Source organism: Pelomonas aquatica (assembly GCF_026712205.1).
GTDB lineage: Bacteria > Pseudomonadota > Gammaproteobacteria > Burkholderiales > Burkholderiaceae_C > Pelomonas > Pelomonas aquatica.
In genome coordinates, this window is sequence record NZ_JAPPUW010000002.1 from 222,454 (window position 1) to 238,847 (window position 16,394).

Sequence of the window (16,394 nt, forward strand, 5' to 3'; positions counted from 1 at the left end):
CTGGCTGGCCCAGATGGGGGTTTCAGCGGTTCACGACCAGCCATTTCGGCGTCTTGAAGCGCACGATGCGGCGGTAGAGCGCGACATAGGTCAGACCGAACAGCCCCATGCAGGCGGCGATCATCGGCGTCGAGTCCCAGAAGGCCAGCGCGGGTACCAGGGAGGACACGCAAAGCATCCACAGATAGGGCGCCGTCATCGAGTTGCGGCGCGTCATCGCGCGCGCATCCCTGGCGCCGATGGCCCAGCGCATCAGGCGGCGGTAGATCAGCGAATGCAGGTGGATGCCGTCGGGCAGGCCCGGTGGCACGGCGCGCACGACCTTGCGGCGGTAGATCGAGAACACCGTCTCGAACACCGGGTAGATGCAGACCATCAACGGGAACAGCGGCGAGACCTCGGCATTGCGGGCGATCAGCAGGATGCCGATTTCTGCGAGGTAGAAGCCCAGGAAGTACGCCCCGCCGTCGCCGAGGAAGATCAGGCCCGAGGGGAAGTTCCAGACGAAGAAGCCCAGCGCCGCGCCGACGCCGGCCAGCGCCCACAGCGCCAGCGTCAGGTCGCCGACCTGATAGGCCACATAGGCAAACACCAGCAGCATCAGGCTCACGCACATCGACGACAGGCCGTTGAAGCCGTCGATGATGTTGACCGAGTTCGCCACGCCGGCGACGGTGAACACCGTGGCGAAGTAGGCCCCGACGACCGTGGAGACCACCCAATCGAGGCCCGGGACGTCGGTCTTGGTGATCATGGCACCCAGCAGCCAGATGCCCAGCGCCGCGGATACAGCGGTGGCAAGCAAGCGCTTGCCAGGAGAGACGCGCTTGGTCAGGTCCTCGATCAGGCCAGCCACAAAGGCCGGCAGGCCGCAAAGCAGCAGCAGACCGCCGAACTTCCAGTCGGGGTGCTTGGCGAAGGCAGCGACGCCGACGCAACAGGCCAGACCGGTGAACATTCCCGTTCCGCCGATTCTGGGCACCGGAGTTGCGTGGAATTTCTGGGGGCCTGACAGGTCGAGATCGGCGGAGAGGTGAGCGTGCGAGCGCGCCGAATGGATGACGAGCAGGGTAACCACCGCCGCCACGAAGAAGGAGATCAGCAGATAGAGCATTGGCGCGAAGTTTAACGGCCGCCCTCATCTGACGAATGCTGTAGAAGGCGCACGGAGCGCACCCGTAGAATGCTGGGCTTCGCCCTCCGGCCGCGCTGCGTTTGCCCGGCCTCCACCTCACCTTTTCCCGACTTGCGATGCACTTGAGCTGGAATCTTGCATATACATGCCTGATCGCAGCGGCCCTGGCTGCCAGCCAGCCGGCCGCTGCACAAGTCGACACCGACTCGCAGGCCTCTGCACCGAGTGGGCCCATTCGCCTCGTCAACAGGTCAACAGCGGCTTCGCGTGAGGACGCAACGGCAAGCGACGCGACTGACGCTCCCCCCGTCCTCGAACGCGGCGCCGGCAGCAGGCACGCAACCAAACCAATTGTCAGCGAGTTCGAGGCCTACGCCAGCTTGCTGGCCGGTCCGGGCATTGAAGTCCGGCGCCTCGGCAGCGATCTGATGCTGGGCAGCCGTGGCACGGCCGCCTCTCTCGAAGCGAGCCGCCAGGTGCCCTCCGACTACACCGTTGGCGTCGGCGACGAGGTCCAGGTGACTGCCTGGGGTTCGATTGACGCTGACCTGCGCCTTACCGTCGACCGCGCCGGGCGCATCGTCATCCCACGCGTCGGCCCTGTCGTGGTCGCCGGCGTGAAGCTGGCTGACCTGAGCGACCTGCTGAGCCGCCGTGTCGGGCAGGTGTTCAAGAACTTCCAGCTCAGCGCCACACTCGGCCGGCTGCGCAGCATCCGCTACTACGTGACCGGCTTTACCGCGCGCCCCGGCGCCTATACCGTCAGCAGTCTGGCGACACTGATGGCCGGCCTGATCCAGGCCGGAGGGCCGTCTGAGGCAGGCAGCTTCCGCAGCATCGAGTTGCGCCGCGGCGGCCAGATCGTGAGCCGTTTCGATCTCTACGACCTGCTGGTCAAGGGCGACAAAAGCGCTGATGTGCCGCTACAGGCCGACGACGTGCTGCACATCGGCCCCATCGGGCCCCAAGTGGCAGTGCTCGGCAGCGTCAACAAGCCGGCCGTCGTCGAACTGAAAGGCAGTGAGACCATCGCCGACGCGCTGAACATTGTCGGCGGGCTGACCGCTGTGGCCGATCACAGCCGCATTTCGATCGAGCGGCTCAGCGAACGCAATGACCGCCGCGTCGTCGAACTCGCGTTGCCGGCCGATGCTGGCCAGAAGCTCTCCGACGGCGACGTGTTGCGAGCTTTCAGCGGCGTCATCGTCGCGCTACCACAGGTCAAGCAGTACAAGCGCGTGCGCGTCGAAGGGGAAGTGGCCCGGCCGGGCGACTACGTGCTCTCGCCCACGAGCACGCTGCAGGATGCGATCCGCGTGGCTGGGGGCTTCACGCCGCAGGCTTATGTGTTCGGCACCGATTTCTCGCGCGAGAGCGTGCGCAAGACCCAGGAAGAGAACTACGACCGGGCCCTGCGCGACCTTGAGATTGAACTCACGCGCAGCACGTCCACGCAGCGAGCAGGCTCCGCAGACGAAGCCGCAGCACAAGCCCAGCGTGCGATGGGCACGGCGAGACTGATTGACCGCCTGAGGGCCGCCCGCCCCACTGGCCGAATCGTGCTGCAATTGGATCAAGGGACCCGCGATTTGCCTGCACTTCAAGTCGAGGAAGGGGACCGGCTTTACGTTCCGGCACGGCCCAACACCGTTGGTGTTTTCGGGAGCGTGTTCAACGGCGGCAGCTACCTGTTGCGCGACGGCAGCACCGTGGACGACATGCTCAAGCAGGCTGGCGGCCCAACACGCGGCGCCGACGTTGGCAGCGTCTTCGTGATCCGCGCCAATGGCTCGGTGATCAGCGCTCGCCAGAGCAGCAGCGGCTGGGTGAGCTTCGGCTCCGGGTTTGCCGGCCTGCAGGCTTTGCCCGGCGACACCGTCTTCGTTCCGGAGGAGATGAACAAGACGACGTTCATCCAGGAGGCCAAAGACTGGACGCAGATCCTGTATCAGTTCGGCTTGGGTGCGGCGGCATTGAAGACCATCAAGAACTGATGAAGGCAGAGACCACTTTGAATCACGCTCCTAATTTTCCACCGCGCCAGGGTGCGGAGCCTTCCTCTGAAGAGAACGGCCTCAGCCTGTCAGAGATGACAGTTGCGCTGGCGGCGCGTTGGCAGCGCTTGGTCACGGTCCCCGTTGTCGTTGGAGCCTGCGCCCTAGGCGTGACCTATCTGATACCACCTACATTCACAGCGCACACCGTGTTCTTGTTGCCTCAGCAGCAGCAAAGCGCTGCGGCGTCGGCACTGGCTGCACTGGGGCCATTGACTGGACTAATAGGCGGCGGCGCCCTGCGAACCCCAGGCGACCAATATGTCGCGTTGATGCAGAGCGTGAACGTACAGGACAGCATCATTGATAAATTCGACTTGATGCGAGTTTACGATGTGAAATATCGGGTTCATGCCCGCAAAGAATTAACGAATAACGTCCACTTCACGGTCGGCAAGAAGGACAATCTAATCGGCGTGGACGTTGACGACAATGATCCCAAACGCGCCGCCGATATGGCCAACGCTCACGTAGAAGAGCTTCATCGAGTGACGAGTCAGTTCGCCCTTACAGAAGCGCAACAGCGACGAGCCTTTTTCGAAGGGCAGATGCTCGCGGCCAAAGGGCGACTGACCCAGGCTCAAATCGCCCTACAAGGCAGCGGATTTTCTCAGAGTGCAATAAAAGTCGAACCGAAGGCTGCTGCCGAGGAGTACGCACGACTGAAAACTGGGGTTACGGCTGCCGACGCGAAGTTGCAGGCCATGCAGAAGGTGCTGATGGGTAACACCCCGGAACTCCTCCAACAGCAGGCCGCACTTGCCACCCTCCGCGCGGAATTGGCCCGCGTGGAACAGCGGGACGACAGCAGCGGTCGCGGAGCAGATTCAAGCTACGTCAGCAAGTATCGGGAATTCAAGTATCAGGAAACCTTGTTTGATCTGTTTGCACGTCAATATGAACTCGCCCGACTGGATGAAAGCCGGGAAGGCACACTTATCCAGGTCGTAGACAAGGCGACGCCTCCGGAACTCAAAAGCAGGCCCAAGCGTACCCTGGTCGCACTCGCTGCAGCATTGATCTCTGGATTCGTGATGGCCGCCTGGGCGATTGTGGCGCATATGCGCCTGACCAAACAGATTCAAACGCTCTGATATTTACAGCCTGTCGCGCATCACGCCCAAGCCTTAGCCCAGCTATAAGCGATCAAACGCCCGGACCACTTCGCCTGCAGGCCGCAGAGCATGCGCCCTCGCCAACCAATGGCTGAGCCTCGGGAAAGCTCGCCTCCGAACCCCGTAAGGGGACCTAAGCAAGCGCGGGTACCTTATGGGTACCTTGGCGCCACCCAGAATAAGAGTACCTGGCCGACATGAGCATTCAACTCCTCACAGCGCCGGCATGATGGTCAATGACACATCATACGCGGTTCTCTCATTGTTCAAACAGTTGCGAAATCTCAAATGATCCCCTTTCTCGACCTGAAAAGCATTAATCTTCGTCAGCGCGAGGCCTTTCACGCGGCATTTGACCGCGTCCTTGACTCGGGATGGCTGATTCTTGGCAAAGAAACTGAAACCTTCGAGCGCGAGTTCGCACAATACTGCGGAGCCCGCCATGCCGTAGGGGTAGCCAATGGCTTGGAAGCCTTGCATCTGGTGCTACGTGCCTGGGGCATCGGTCCGGGCGATGAAGTGCTCGTTCCTTCCAATACCTATATCGCCACATGGCTCGCAGTTACCTACACGGGAGCGAAGCCCGTGCCCGTAGAGCCAGACGAAGGGACATATAACATCGATCCCGCGCGGGTGGCGGCGGCCATTACGCCGCGCACGCGAGCGATCGTCGCGGTTCACCTGTACGGGCAAACAGCTCAAATGGAATCATTAATGGCGCTTGCCCGGCGCCATGGTCTCAAAGTACTTGAAGACGCAGCGCAGGCTCATGGAGCGCGGATCAATGGACGGCGAGCGGGTTCCCTAGGTGATGCGGCCGGCTTTAGTTTTTATCCCGGAAAGAATTTGGGAGCACTTGGTGACGCCGGCGCCGTGACAACGAACGACGACGCTCTGGCGGATCAACTCCGGGTTCTGCGCAACTATGGCTCGCGACTCAAATATCACAACGAGATCATCGGCTACAACTCGCGCCTTGATGAACTGCAGTCCGCTTTTCTGCGTGAGAAGCTGCCACTCTTGGATGCAGACAACGCACATCGCGCAGAAATTGCAGCATATTACAATCGGGAATTGAAGGGGATCGAAGGGCTCATTTTGCCCGCCGTCGCATCCGGCTGTGATCCAGTTTGGCATCTGTACGTAATTCGCCATCATCAGCGCGACCGCGTCGCAAATGCTCTTGCCCAGGCCAGCATTGGCACGATGATCCACTACCCGATCCCACCGCACGCACAACCTGCATATCGCTCACTGGAAATTCCAGTCGGCGCGATGCCAATCGCTGAGCGTATTCACGAACAAGTGCTCAGCCTGCCGATCGGACCCACGATGTCCGTCGCCGACGCAGATACGGTTGTTCGCGCATTGCGCGCTGCGATTTAGCACTCCTTGCCTCCTGCGCAAATGAATCTTGTACGGACCAGCGTCCTTAACGGTATCGCCGTAGCTATTCGCTTGGGCACGGGGCTGCTGCTGAACAAAATTTTAGCGATCTATGTCGGCCCAGGCGGCTACACGGTGATCGGCCAGTTCCAGAATGTGTTGGCGATGCTGCAGACCTTCGCTTCGGGCGGCATCAATACGGGAGTGACCAAGTACACAGCTGAATACACCGGCGATGAACAACGCCAGATATCTGTTTCGCGGACAGCAGGCACCATCACGGTGCTGGGCTCAGGTTTGGCCGCCGTGATATTGGCGCTTTTGAGAGAACCACTCGCAAAGGCCCTACTCCATGACATCAACCTGGCACCCATATTTCTCTGGCTTGCTGCATCCCTCTCCCTTTTTTCTTTCAACGGCTTGCTGATTGCAATATTGAACGGCCGAAAGGATATAAATCGGTTCATTGCCGCAAATATTGTCGGCGCCATTTTGGGGCTCTTGGTGACCGGGCTATTTGTTGTGGCCTGGGGCCTTTATGGCGCGCTCGTATCGCTGTGTCTTAATCAGGCGGCAATCTTTGTCGTCACGATTGTCATTTGCTGGCGAACACTTTGGTTCAGAGCGTCCACGCTCTTCGGATCGATTGATCTAGACGTCGCAAAGCGCCTCGGCCAATTCGCACTTATGGCAGTCACCTCCGCGCTAGTGACGCCGCTAGCCCAAATAGCTGTCCGCTCATATGCCATCGACACTTACGGGAACACATACGCGGGCTTCTGGGAGGCAACCCAGAGGATCAGCGCAACATATTTAAGCCTGGCGACCACAACGCTCTCGATTTATTATCTTCCGCGCATATCCGAACTTCTCAACCCAAGCGCTCTTAAAGCCGAGTTGAAAGCCGGCTACAAACTTATATTACCCATCGTCATCATTGCCGCGCTGACCCTATACGTATTTCGCGACTTAATCATAACGACACTATTTGCATCGACATTCATGCCGATGCAGGAATTATTTGCCTGGCAGTTGCTGGGGGATGTCGTCAAGGTCGCCAGCTGGATGTTGGCCTATGTCATGGTAGGCAAGGCAATGACCAGCTGGTTCATTATTACAGAGATCTACTTTGGCCTTCAGTACTGCGGATTGACCGTCGCCATGTCTCATTGGTTTGGATTTCAAGGTCTAACCATTGGATACGCAGCCAACTATCTGATTTATCTCGCGGCCATGTACGCCCTCATCGTTTGCAAGTATCTCCGCGATAACGAAGTCAAGACTTCATAATAGACCAGAATCGACAATGTCCAGATTGGTGTTCGTTGGAGACTATAGCGGTCTGTCGCTATTTCTCAGCCGTGGCCTTGCCGCGATCGGCCATGAAGTGATACTGTTTTCCAATGGTGATCATTGGAAGAATTTGCCGCGAGGCCATAACATCTGGACCCCGGCAAAAAGCAAGGCAGGATCAGTAGTCAATCAGATTCGCGGGCTCGCCGAGCTGCAGAAGCTCCTTCGGCCCACGGACGTCCTGATTCTTGCAACTGAATACATCTTTAGTCGATTTGCCAACGGACTGATGCTTGAACGGCTGATGGACCACGTCGGCCAGACAATCCTCCTTCATGCAGGTTGCAGCGATCGTTTTCATGGCGCGTATCAGCACACCGTCTTGTGCAAGGAATGCAAGGTACACGATTTGAAATCGGAACGCTGCAAGTTTGAAGCGTCTCAATGGCCCTTCCTTGAACGCATGCTGCGCGAAACCACGACCATCGTGCCCTTTACCAGCGTGTATGCCGAGAGCGCAAAGCTCTATCCCGTCAAGAGTGAACGCATCACAGCGCCATTACATTTTCCTGTCGATGCTGAATACATTGAAACTCTGGCGAACGAAGCGACAGCGATCCGACCTAGCGCGCCGGTAATGCACGGCACCAACCGTGTAGGGTTTAAGGGGACGAAGCTGCTCGAAAAAATGCTGTCGCAAGACGACCGGCTACGTGATCTCGTCTGCATTACCCCGCGCATGCCTTTTGTCGAATTCCTCGGCCTTGTGCGAAACTCGAGTATGGTGCTGGATCAGTTTTTCGCCAATGGCTATGGCATGGCGGGAGCGATAAGCTTGATGCTGGGAACTCCGGTCGCATTCGGATATACCGCTGCGCATGTACCGGCGGACTTTGTCGGAACCGGCATCGTGCCAATGAAAATCACCGGTTCGTCCCAAGAGGATGCTTTGGTGGTAGATCAAGCCCTTCGCGCCTACCTTGAGCGACCTGTCGACGCGGCCCAAATCAAGGCAATGGCACACGAGCGCCATGATCATGTTGGCATTGCGCGCCATTTCGCTGAGGTGGCCCTGCCGCTCCGAGATTGAATCGATATGGCACGAATCTCCGCGGATCAACGCAGCGTTTCGATGTCTGACATTGACAGAGCCGAGCACGGCGTCAGGCCTCAAGGATCGCTCTTGATCCTTTATCCATTAATAGTAGACACCGTCGCGTTCATTGTTTTCTTAATTTCGTCCTCCCGCCTGGCTTACGTCACGGTGCTCGGGTTGGCCGATATCACCATGATGATCATTGCATTGGCCTCGGCTAGAAGAGGCTTTACCATGCTTTGGCAATCATTGGGCATTTCCATTCTGGTGCCCGCCGTTCTCTTCGCCTGGGCAGCGGCGGTCTCGCTAGCTCAGCAGAACGGCAACATCGCCTTCCCCCTCGGTTCGCTCAGATACCTCGCCTGGTGCCTGTTTACGTTACGGCTAATTGGCGGTAGGCGCCCAAAACGAGGCACGACTGCCGTGGCGGGGACGGGCCTTCCATCAAACGCAAATAAACAGTGGGTTTGGATTATTTGCCCTTTCATTGCCGCGTTGGCAGGCATTCAACTGATCTTCTCTACTCAGCTTTCTCCAGCATTGATAGCGATCCACAATCAGCTGGTGGACGGCGAATCGACAAATGCAGTGCTTACAAGTATTGCGCTAGGCAAAGCCTTTGCATCGCTGACCGTCAGGAATCCCATCGAGCTCAGCTATCTCGGCTTAGCACTTCTTTGCATGTCGCTGTCCCAGCGCAAAGGTTCGTTCTGCGCTGCGACTGCGTTCTTTATTGTTGTTGCCGGCAGATCGAATGTTGCGATCGTGAGCGCGCTCGCTATGATCCTTATTCATATATCCCATGGGCGCTCAGTTGCACGAACTACCCGCCTGGCACTCTTGGTAGTGCTGCCCTGCATACTAATTTTCTTTGCGGCGTTTCTTCCTGATATTTATCTTGAGCCAGGAGCATCATGGGATGACTTGCTCTTTGTGCTTGGCCAGCAGCGGCTCGGCATGCTTATCGCGCTGCCGGACATTGCAGTCCATGAGGGCTGGCGCCTTCTGCTATTCGGGACTTCTCAGAATCTTGAGGAAACTGTCGCAGGCCTGTTTGCCAGCGGACTGCTACCCCCGCTATTCGAGGAGGGTGGCGCAATTGCGATCTTCGATGTCATGTGGCTCGGCATGCTTGTTGTCGGAGGGCTCCCCTTTGTTCTTGGCGGCGTGATCCTGATTCGGGCGAGTTGGCGTGCAGGCTCGCGACTTCGCAGTTTTCCAGAGGCATATGCACTTCGCCTCTACACTGTTTCAATACTGATTATGTCGTTCTCGTCCCAGGTTCTACTCTCGCGATACAGTCTATATTTCTTATCATTCTTTCTCGCGAATCTTGCAGCGAGAACGCCTCGTCTCATCGAGCATTCTCCCGCAGTCAGCAAAAATAGTCCCAATCCAGTTTCCTTATGAGAATCCTACAGATCAACAACTTCGAGGATATCCGGGGAGGATCTGATCGGGTCTATCAGCTGACAACTCGAATGTTATTGGACAGGGGTCACGAGGTTGCGACCGTAGCCTGCGGCGACACGAGCTTTGAAGAGCGGAAGCGCAGCATTTTGCTGCCGCCCAATGGCTATTTCAGTGCCAATCCAGTTTCCACGCTGAAGAACATTGGCCAGTTTATCTATAGACCAGCCACTGCGAAGCAAGTCAGGGAACTCGTTCAGACGTTCAGGCCGGAGATCGCCCATCTACACATCTTCTACGGTCAATTGAGTTCATCGATTCTCAAGGCGCTGAATGACCTGAAAGTACCCTGCATCATGACGGTTCACGAGTACCGCATGCTCTGCCCGATTTCCACCATGTATACGCAGCCGCAGGGTGTCTGTGAACGTTGCGCCGGCGGCTCTGTCCGACATGCTGTCACCCATCGCTGCAACAGAAACAGCGTATTGGCAAGTGGCCTCTCGGCACTAGAGGCCTGGGTTCGCGACAGAGAGTTCTCATACCTGTCTCATATTGACCATTTTTTGATGGTTTCCGAATTTTGCAGAAACAAGCATATAGAGCATCTTCCGGAGATTCGGGGAAAATCTTCGGTTCTGTACAATTTCGTTGCCGACAGGGACATCGCCTCAAGTCCGACAAACATTGCGGCAGACGCACCGTTCCTCTATGCCGGCCGGATTTCCCATGAAAAGGGCGTCCACCTTTTATGCGAAGCCTTTTCCAAGCGTCCTCATCTCGGTTTACGGATAGCCGGTAGCGGCCCCCTTGCGGATGATCTGATTCGAGACTACGCAAATTCGCCAAATATTGTATTCCTGGGCAAACTTGAAAGTGTCCAACTGAAAAAGGAACTTGCGAGCGCGAAGTTCTCTATCGTTCCATCGGAATGGTATGAGAACAATCCTATGGCCATTTTGGAAAGTTTTGGTGTAGGCACGCCTGTGTTGGGATCTTGTATTGGCGGCATTCCCGAGTTGGTGATAGTTGGGGAGACGGGGCTTCAATTTCCCCCATCCAATCTGGACTTATTGTTGGCCGCGCTCGATGCAGCCGCCGAAATCAGCCCCATCGAGCGGGATCGAATGGGCAAAAATGCCATTTCGTTGATCCAAGCGCGCCATACCGAAAGCGCCTACTACGAAAAGCTGATGTGCGGATACCAAACGGCGATTTCCCATCGACATCCTTAGGGAATTAATGACCATTCGAATCGCATTCATTGGGACCGCCGGAATACCAAATCGATACGGCGGCTTCGAGTCTTTTCTCGAGCACTGCGCCCCTGTAATTGCCAAGCGAGGAATTGAGACTACCGTTACCTGTGACGCCCGCCTGTACGCCAATGGCGCAGACAATATTTTTCTTGGCGTCCAGAGGGAGTTCATTCGAATTCCTGCAAATGGTGCGGCATCAATCGCCCATGATCTGATCGCCTTCTTTCGCGTTCTCTCCGCCAGTAGTCATATTATTGTCCTCGGCGTTTCGGGAGGAATTTGGTTTCCTCTCTTCCGGCTCATTTGCTCAGCAACGGGCAAGCGGCTTGCCGTCAATATCGATGGGGTTGAATGGAGGCGGACTAAATTTTCCCGCTCCAAGCGGGCACTTTTAAAGATCTTTGATTGGCTCGCGCAGCGTTTTTCACATCATGTAATTTATGACAGTCAAGGATTGCGGCCATTTCTTCTTCCTTCATCCTTGGGCAAGGCAACCTGCATCGCCTATCCCGGAGATCATGTCAGGCGGTTGGAAAATACCGTCCGAAGGCCACGAACGGCACTGACAATCTGTCGAATCGAGCCAGAAAACAATCTAGAGTTGCTGATTGATGGCGCCATGTTGTCGACTCTGAAGAATTACACTATCGTCGGCAACTGGAATCACAGCGACTATGCCCGTTCATTGCGCCAGAGGTATGCCCACGAGTCGCGTCTTCAACTGCTGGACCCCATCTACGATCCGATAAAGCTGGCCGAATTACGAGAGAGTTGCGAGTATTACCTGCACGGCCATAGCGTTGGCGGCACCAACCCGTCACTCGTGGAAATGCTCTTCTACGATTGCGCCATTCTCTGCTTCGACGTCGAGTTCAATCGCAGGACTGCGGAACAGTGCGCCGGTTACTTCAAGAGTGGAAAAGACCTCCAGCAAGCATTGGATGGCCACGCCCCTCATACCGGTGACCGCCAGCAACTGCGTTCATGCTATACCGCACCGGCAATTGCGGACGCTTATCTACAGGCCGTTATGAAGTAGTCGGCCCTGCAAAACACCTGGAACCCGCGTGAACACTGGTGATGCGGGGTGAATGCGATGGTCAGAACTCCCGGTATCGAATTCAATGACCATTGATTCCTGGGAGTTCTGGAGGGCTGGCGATGGCGACCGACGACTTCTTCCGCGCAAGGCTGGATGGCATGGTGGATCCCTGCCGCGGCCTCAAGCACGCTTACTCGGCGGCCTTGATCGCCGTATGGGCGACTTGGCGAATGGGCGCCATGACCCTGTTCGGTGGCCTGATCGACGCGCAGTTTGCTCAACAACGCCGCCCGCTGCTCACCCCGTCGTGACCGCACGCCGATCGACACGCTGCCCCGACTCCGTGTCGGAGCAAAAACGAATTTCGTAGGTCTGACCACATATGGTCCATATTTCTTAGCGGCGACCAATTCGCCCTAATTCTCCCTATGGATCAACGCGGCTCGTACTCGGGCACGAAGCGGCGCACCTTCTGGCGAAGCGCCCGGTCTGCTACGTCAGCCTCGCGCGCAGTAAGCCAGCTGACGACGGCATCCAACCATGTCTCTCCGGCAACCTCCTTCAACTGCGCTATCCGTAGCCGACCATGCGACGACGCCAGGGTTCGGTCCTCGTCCGCAAGCAGCTCTTCATAGAGCTTCTCACCAGGCCGCAGACCGATGAACTCGATTTTCACACCACTGTCACGATGCCCGCCAAGTAACAGAATATTTCGAGCCAAATCTAGAATTTTGACTGGCTTGCCCATGTCAAGCACGTATACCTGACCGCTTTCCGCGATCGCCGCCGCCTGGAGCACGAGCTGCGCCGCCTCCGGGATCGTCATGAAGTAGCGCGTGATCTCCGGATGTGTAACCGTGAGCGGGCCGCCCTTCGCCAACTGCTCCTTGAACTTGGGGATCACACTGCCGCTCGAGCCCAGCACGTTCCCGAATCGCACCGCCGTCAGCTTCGTTCGACCACCGCGCGCGGCGAGACTTGATAGCACCATCTCTGCCGCACGCTTGCTAGCGCCCATGACGTTGGTCGGATTGACGGCTTTGTCCGTTGAGATGAGGACGAAACGGTCCGCCTCAGCCTCGATTGCGGCCAGCGCGGCACAGTAAGTCCCCAACGTGTTGTTGCGCAGCGCCGCCCAAGCGTTCTCTTCCTCCATCAGCGGCACATGCTTGTACGCCGCCGCGTGGAAAATAATCTGGGGCTTGTACTTGCCGAACACGTGGCGCATGTGCTCGATGTCCTTCACGTCACCGATCAGGCGCACGAGCGGGAGGTGCGGGAACTTCTCGCTGAGCTCCTGCTCGATCGTGTACAGCGCGAACTCGCTGAGCTCATAGAGCACGATCCTTGACGGACCATAACGAGCCGCTTGCCGGCACAGCTCGGAGCCGATGGACCCGCCTGCGCCGGTGACCAGAACGGCCTTGCCGTTCAGGCATTCGCTGATGCCGCCTTCGTCCAGCTCTACCGGCTCGCGGCCCAGCAGGTCTTCGGGTTCGATGTCGCGGACCTGGTTGACCGAGCGGCCGGACAGCAGTTCCTCGCTGCTAGGCACCGTCAACACCGGCAGGCCAGTCTGGCCGGCAAGGTCGAGCGCGCGGCGGCGCTCCTGCGCGCTGGCGCCGGGCATCGCGATGACAATGTGACTGATGCCGTGCAGCGACGCGAACTCGGCGGCACGCTCCAGCGCCCCCAGGATCGGTACCGCGGCGACGCGGGCGCCCTGCTTCTCTGGCGCATCGTCGAGGAAGCCGACGACGACCCAGCCCTGGTTGTGCTGCAAACCTGCCACCAGCAGCCGCCCGGCGTCGCCAGCGCCCATGACGAGGGCGCGGCGCTGCTCCTGGGCGCTGCCGCTGATGCGGCTGCGCATGTGCTCATAGAGCATGCGGTAGCCCATCCGCATCATCGCTAGCAGCATCAGGGTGAACAGCGGATGTAGGGCCAGCACGGCGCGCGGCACGCCGTGCAAATGCAGCATCAGCACAACAGTGGTCGCGATGAGGCCAGCACTGCCGCAGGCGAGGGCCAGGCGTTTGACCTCGCCGAAGCCGCTGAAGCGCCACATCCCCTTGGGTACGCGGAACAGTTTCAGCAGCACACCGTACGCGACCATCGCGCCCATCAGCACCCAATGATCGTAGTCAGGGCGCGCGCTGAACCAGCGCTCAAATCCCAGACGAAACAGATACGTTGCCTGCCATGCCAACGCCACCGCTGCAATATCAAGCGCCAGCGCCAGCGCCTCGCGATATGGGCGGATGCGCGTCAGGGCGGCATCGAGAGCGAGCCAGCTCATCGGAGGAGCATCACTTGCGGGCGGCCTTCAGGAAGTCTGAATAGTCACGGATGTAGTCGGCCGGATCATAGAAGTCCGAAGCGAAAACCAGCAGAACCGCGTCCGCCGAATAGCGGTACTGGATGCCCCAGGTCATGGGCGGCAAATACAGGCCGCGGCTATTGCTGTCCAACACGAATTCTTCGCGACTGGTGCCGTCGTCCGCGATCACGTTGACCGAGCCGTGCACTGCGATCAGGAACTGATGGCATGCAATATGAGCGTGCTCACCACGTGTTTCTTCCGTCGGCACGCCGTACACCAGGAAGTAACGTTTGGGGGCGAATGGAATCTGCTTGTCGAACTCACCGACGGTCAAGTTGCCGCGCAGATCCTTAATGTCGGCAAAGCTGAACAGTTCCACGCCTTTGACAATGGAGAGTTCGCGTACCTGCCGGAGGCCGGTGTGCGCGACAGCGGGCTTGAAGTTGGCAGTGTTCTCGTAGCCAACAATGGTCGCCGGATTGCCGTCGACGATGGCCAGCGGTGGCACGGACTGCTTAACGACGGCGCCTGGCAGAACGCGCGCACCTTGGCCTAGCACCACGCCAGGATAAACGGTTGCATTGGCGCCGATGCGCACACCGCTCATCATGCAAGTGCGACGTCCAGGTGGCGCCTCCGACAGAACCACGGCGTTATGCCCCACCTCGACATCGTCGGCGAGTTCTACCGACGGATCGATGATCGCGCCAGTCATGATCTTGTTCATCAGAGGGTTCCTTTGGTCAGCACGAGCACATGCGCGCACCGGCCGAACGAGTAGCCGAGCTTTTCCCAGGTGCGGATCACCGCGCGGTTGGTCGACTGGGTTGTCATATGACACGTATCGACACCGTGCGCCTTGAAATAGTGCGACAACTCGGCAATCAATTTCACATACCATCCGCGCCGCTTCTCACCAACTGCGGACAGGATCATGCGTGCAATCTTCTTGCCTGGGAGTTCGGGCAATTCAGGCACGTAATTGCCGGTGAGAAAGGCATTGGGATGGAGATCATCCACCGCGGGCACCAGCACGACGTCGGCAAAGCCCTTCACCGAGTTCTCGACGAATGTCGACAGGTAGGCGTCGGCGGCGGCCGGCGAGAAGAAGAAATCGGCGTGGAAGCGGTCAAAGGCGTTGCGAGACACGGCTGCCACATCGCGCAGATTGAGGACATCATCGGTGGTGGCCTCTCGGACCTTGAAGCGCTGGGCGTACTCAAACTGCTGGAGCCGGTCGTGGTAGTAGGTCAGACGCGACTCAACCAGGCGCCATCCGGCCATGCAGGCCCCCTGCAACGGGTAGATGGCGTCCGAAGGAATTTCGGCGAAAACATAGTATTTGTCGGCGTTTTGCGCTACGTTGCTCTTCAACGTTTCGAGCAAGTCACGAAAGGCCAGCACTGCCGCCTCGCCTTCGAGCGCGCTGCGGAAGAAGTCCACACGGTACATCGGGACACCGAAGTAATCCGTATCCCAGGCGAGTCGACGGAAATAGATGCGACTGGCCCAGTCGCTCGAAGCAACCACCTGCAGCGAGCCGCTGGCAACATCAGCGTCGAGTTTTTGGAGAAACTGCTCCGCCGCCGACTCCGGCGCTCGCATCAGGAACGACATCGGGTGGAAGATCGCGGCCTGGGCCAGCAGTTGGGGATCGATGTTCATGCGGTCCTGCTGAAAAGACCGACATTGTGTATCAACGAATTGCCCGCAGCGTCGCCATGATCAGCCGGATGTCGCCTACCAGACTGGCGCTGCGCACATAGTCCCCCGCCAGCCGCAGCTTCATGGGCATGATGACCTCGACATATTCGCGTTCGGGGTCGGCGGCCTTTGCAAGCAGTTCACTCTCGTCGCGGAAACTCAGCGAGGCCGGATCGGTGATCCCCGGCCGAACGGATAACACGATCTCACGCAGATCCGCCGGGTACATCGCAACGTAGCGCGGCAGTTCGGGCCGCGGTCCGACAAGGCTCATCGCGCCGCGCAGCACGTCCCAGAGCTGAGGCAGTTCGTCGAGTTTGCTGGCGCGCAGCAGTGCACCGGAGCGCGTGATGCGCGGGTCGGCGCCGACGGTGATCGCGGCGCCCGGCTCCACGCGCATCGTGCGGAACTTGTGGATCGTGAACGGCACTCCGAAGCGGCCGACGCGGGTCTGGCGGAACAGCGCGGGGCCGGGCGAGTCGAGCTTGACCCAGAGGGCCGCGAGCAACAGCAGCGGCGCCAGCAGCAGCAGGCCGAGCGCCGACGCGGCGATGTCGAAAAGGCGTTTGCCCACTCG

Annotated in this window: 14 protein-coding genes; 9 read left to right on the top strand and 5 right to left on the bottom strand. The window is 58.5% G+C overall.

The genetic code is table 11. From position 1 onward, the window contains the following. Positions 1–22 precede the first annotated feature (22 nt). Positions 23–1,114 (bottom strand): MraY family glycosyltransferase, encoded by a 1,092-nt coding sequence (locus NYP07_RS03370; protein ID WP_268147426.1) that lies wholly within the window; start codon positions 1,112–1,114, stop codon positions 23–25. Between the two features lie 137 nt (positions 1,115–1,251). Here NYP07_RS03370 and NYP07_RS03375 point away from each other — a divergent pair, with 137 nt between their 5' ends. The 9 genes from NYP07_RS03375 (at position 1,252) to NYP07_RS03415 (ending at position 12,101) form a co-directional block, all read left to right on the top strand. Beyond that, the gene (locus tag NYP07_RS03375) at positions 1,252–3,129 is read left to right on the top strand and encodes an SLBB domain-containing protein (protein WP_268147428.1); all 1,878 of its coding nucleotides are present in this window, start codon (positions 1,252–1,254) and stop codon (positions 3,127–3,129) included. After that, positions 3,129–4,283 carry a Wzz/FepE/Etk N-terminal domain-containing protein gene (locus NYP07_RS03380; RefSeq protein ID WP_268147430.1) on the top strand — a complete coding sequence of 385 codons (1,155 nt, stop codon included), beginning with the start codon at positions 3,129–3,131 and terminating at the stop codon, positions 4,281–4,283. Before NYP07_RS03375 ends, NYP07_RS03380 begins: the two co-directional genes overlap by 1 nt. 309 nt (positions 4,284–4,592) lie before the next feature. Continuing rightward, positions 4,593–5,690 carry a DegT/DnrJ/EryC1/StrS family aminotransferase gene (locus NYP07_RS03385; RefSeq protein WP_268147432.1) on the top strand — a complete coding sequence of 366 codons (1,098 nt, stop codon included), beginning with the start codon at positions 4,593–4,595 and terminating at the stop codon, positions 5,688–5,690. Positions 5,691–5,711: 21 nt separating this feature from the next. After that, the gene (locus NYP07_RS03390; protein ID WP_268147434.1) at positions 5,712–6,980 is read left to right on the top strand and encodes an O-antigen translocase; all 1,269 of its coding nucleotides are present in this window, start codon (positions 5,712–5,714) and stop codon (positions 6,978–6,980) included. Between the two features lie 16 nt (positions 6,981–6,996). Continuing rightward, a complete protein-coding gene (locus tag NYP07_RS03395) occupies positions 6,997–8,073 on the top strand; it encodes a hypothetical protein (RefSeq protein ID WP_268147435.1) in 1,077 nt (358 codons plus the stop codon). A 42-nt stretch (positions 8,074–8,115) separates the two neighbouring features. Beyond that, positions 8,116–9,489, top strand: coding sequence for a hypothetical protein (locus NYP07_RS03400; protein ID WP_268147437.1), 1,374 nt, complete (start codon positions 8,116–8,118; stop codon positions 9,487–9,489). Continuing rightward, positions 9,486–10,724, top strand: a complete 1,239-nt coding sequence (locus NYP07_RS03405) for a glycosyltransferase (RefSeq protein WP_268147439.1) — start codon at positions 9,486–9,488, stop codon at positions 10,722–10,724. The genes NYP07_RS03400 and NYP07_RS03405 overlap by 4 nt, the downstream gene beginning before the upstream one ends. A 7-nt stretch (positions 10,725–10,731) precedes the next feature. Next, the gene (locus NYP07_RS03410; RefSeq protein WP_268147441.1) at positions 10,732–11,787 is read left to right on the top strand and encodes a DUF1972 domain-containing protein; all 1,056 of its coding nucleotides are present in this window, start codon (positions 10,732–10,734) and stop codon (positions 11,785–11,787) included. Positions 11,788–11,909: 122 nt separating this feature from the next. Next, complete coding sequence (locus NYP07_RS03415; RefSeq protein ID WP_268147443.1) at positions 11,910–12,101, top strand: hypothetical protein; 192 nt, start codon at positions 11,910–11,912, stop codon at positions 12,099–12,101. Positions 12,102–12,223: 122 nt separating this feature from the next. Here the strand turns inward: NYP07_RS03415 and NYP07_RS03420 are convergent, their stop codons facing one another. From NYP07_RS03420 to NYP07_RS03435, 4 genes are read right to left on the bottom strand one after another with little or no spacing between them, the layout of a single operon-like run. After that, positions 12,224–14,089, bottom strand: a complete 1,866-nt coding sequence (locus NYP07_RS03420; protein ID WP_268147446.1) for a polysaccharide biosynthesis protein — start codon at positions 14,087–14,089, stop codon at positions 12,224–12,226. A gap of 10 nt (positions 14,090–14,099) precedes the next feature. Then, positions 14,100–14,840, bottom strand: coding sequence for a WxcM-like domain-containing protein (locus NYP07_RS03425; protein WP_268147448.1), 741 nt, complete (start codon positions 14,838–14,840; stop codon positions 14,100–14,102). Beyond that, on the bottom strand, positions 14,840–15,778 hold the full coding sequence (locus NYP07_RS03430; RefSeq protein ID WP_268147450.1) for a GNAT family protein: 939 nt from the start codon (positions 15,776–15,778) through the stop codon (positions 14,840–14,842). Before NYP07_RS03430 ends, NYP07_RS03425 begins: the two co-directional genes overlap by 1 nt. 31 nt (positions 15,779–15,809) lie before the next feature. Then, entirely contained in the window at positions 15,810–16,391 is a 582-nt protein-coding gene (locus NYP07_RS03435; RefSeq protein ID WP_268147452.1) for a sugar transferase, read from the bottom strand. Positions 16,392–16,394: the final 3 nt, after the last annotated feature.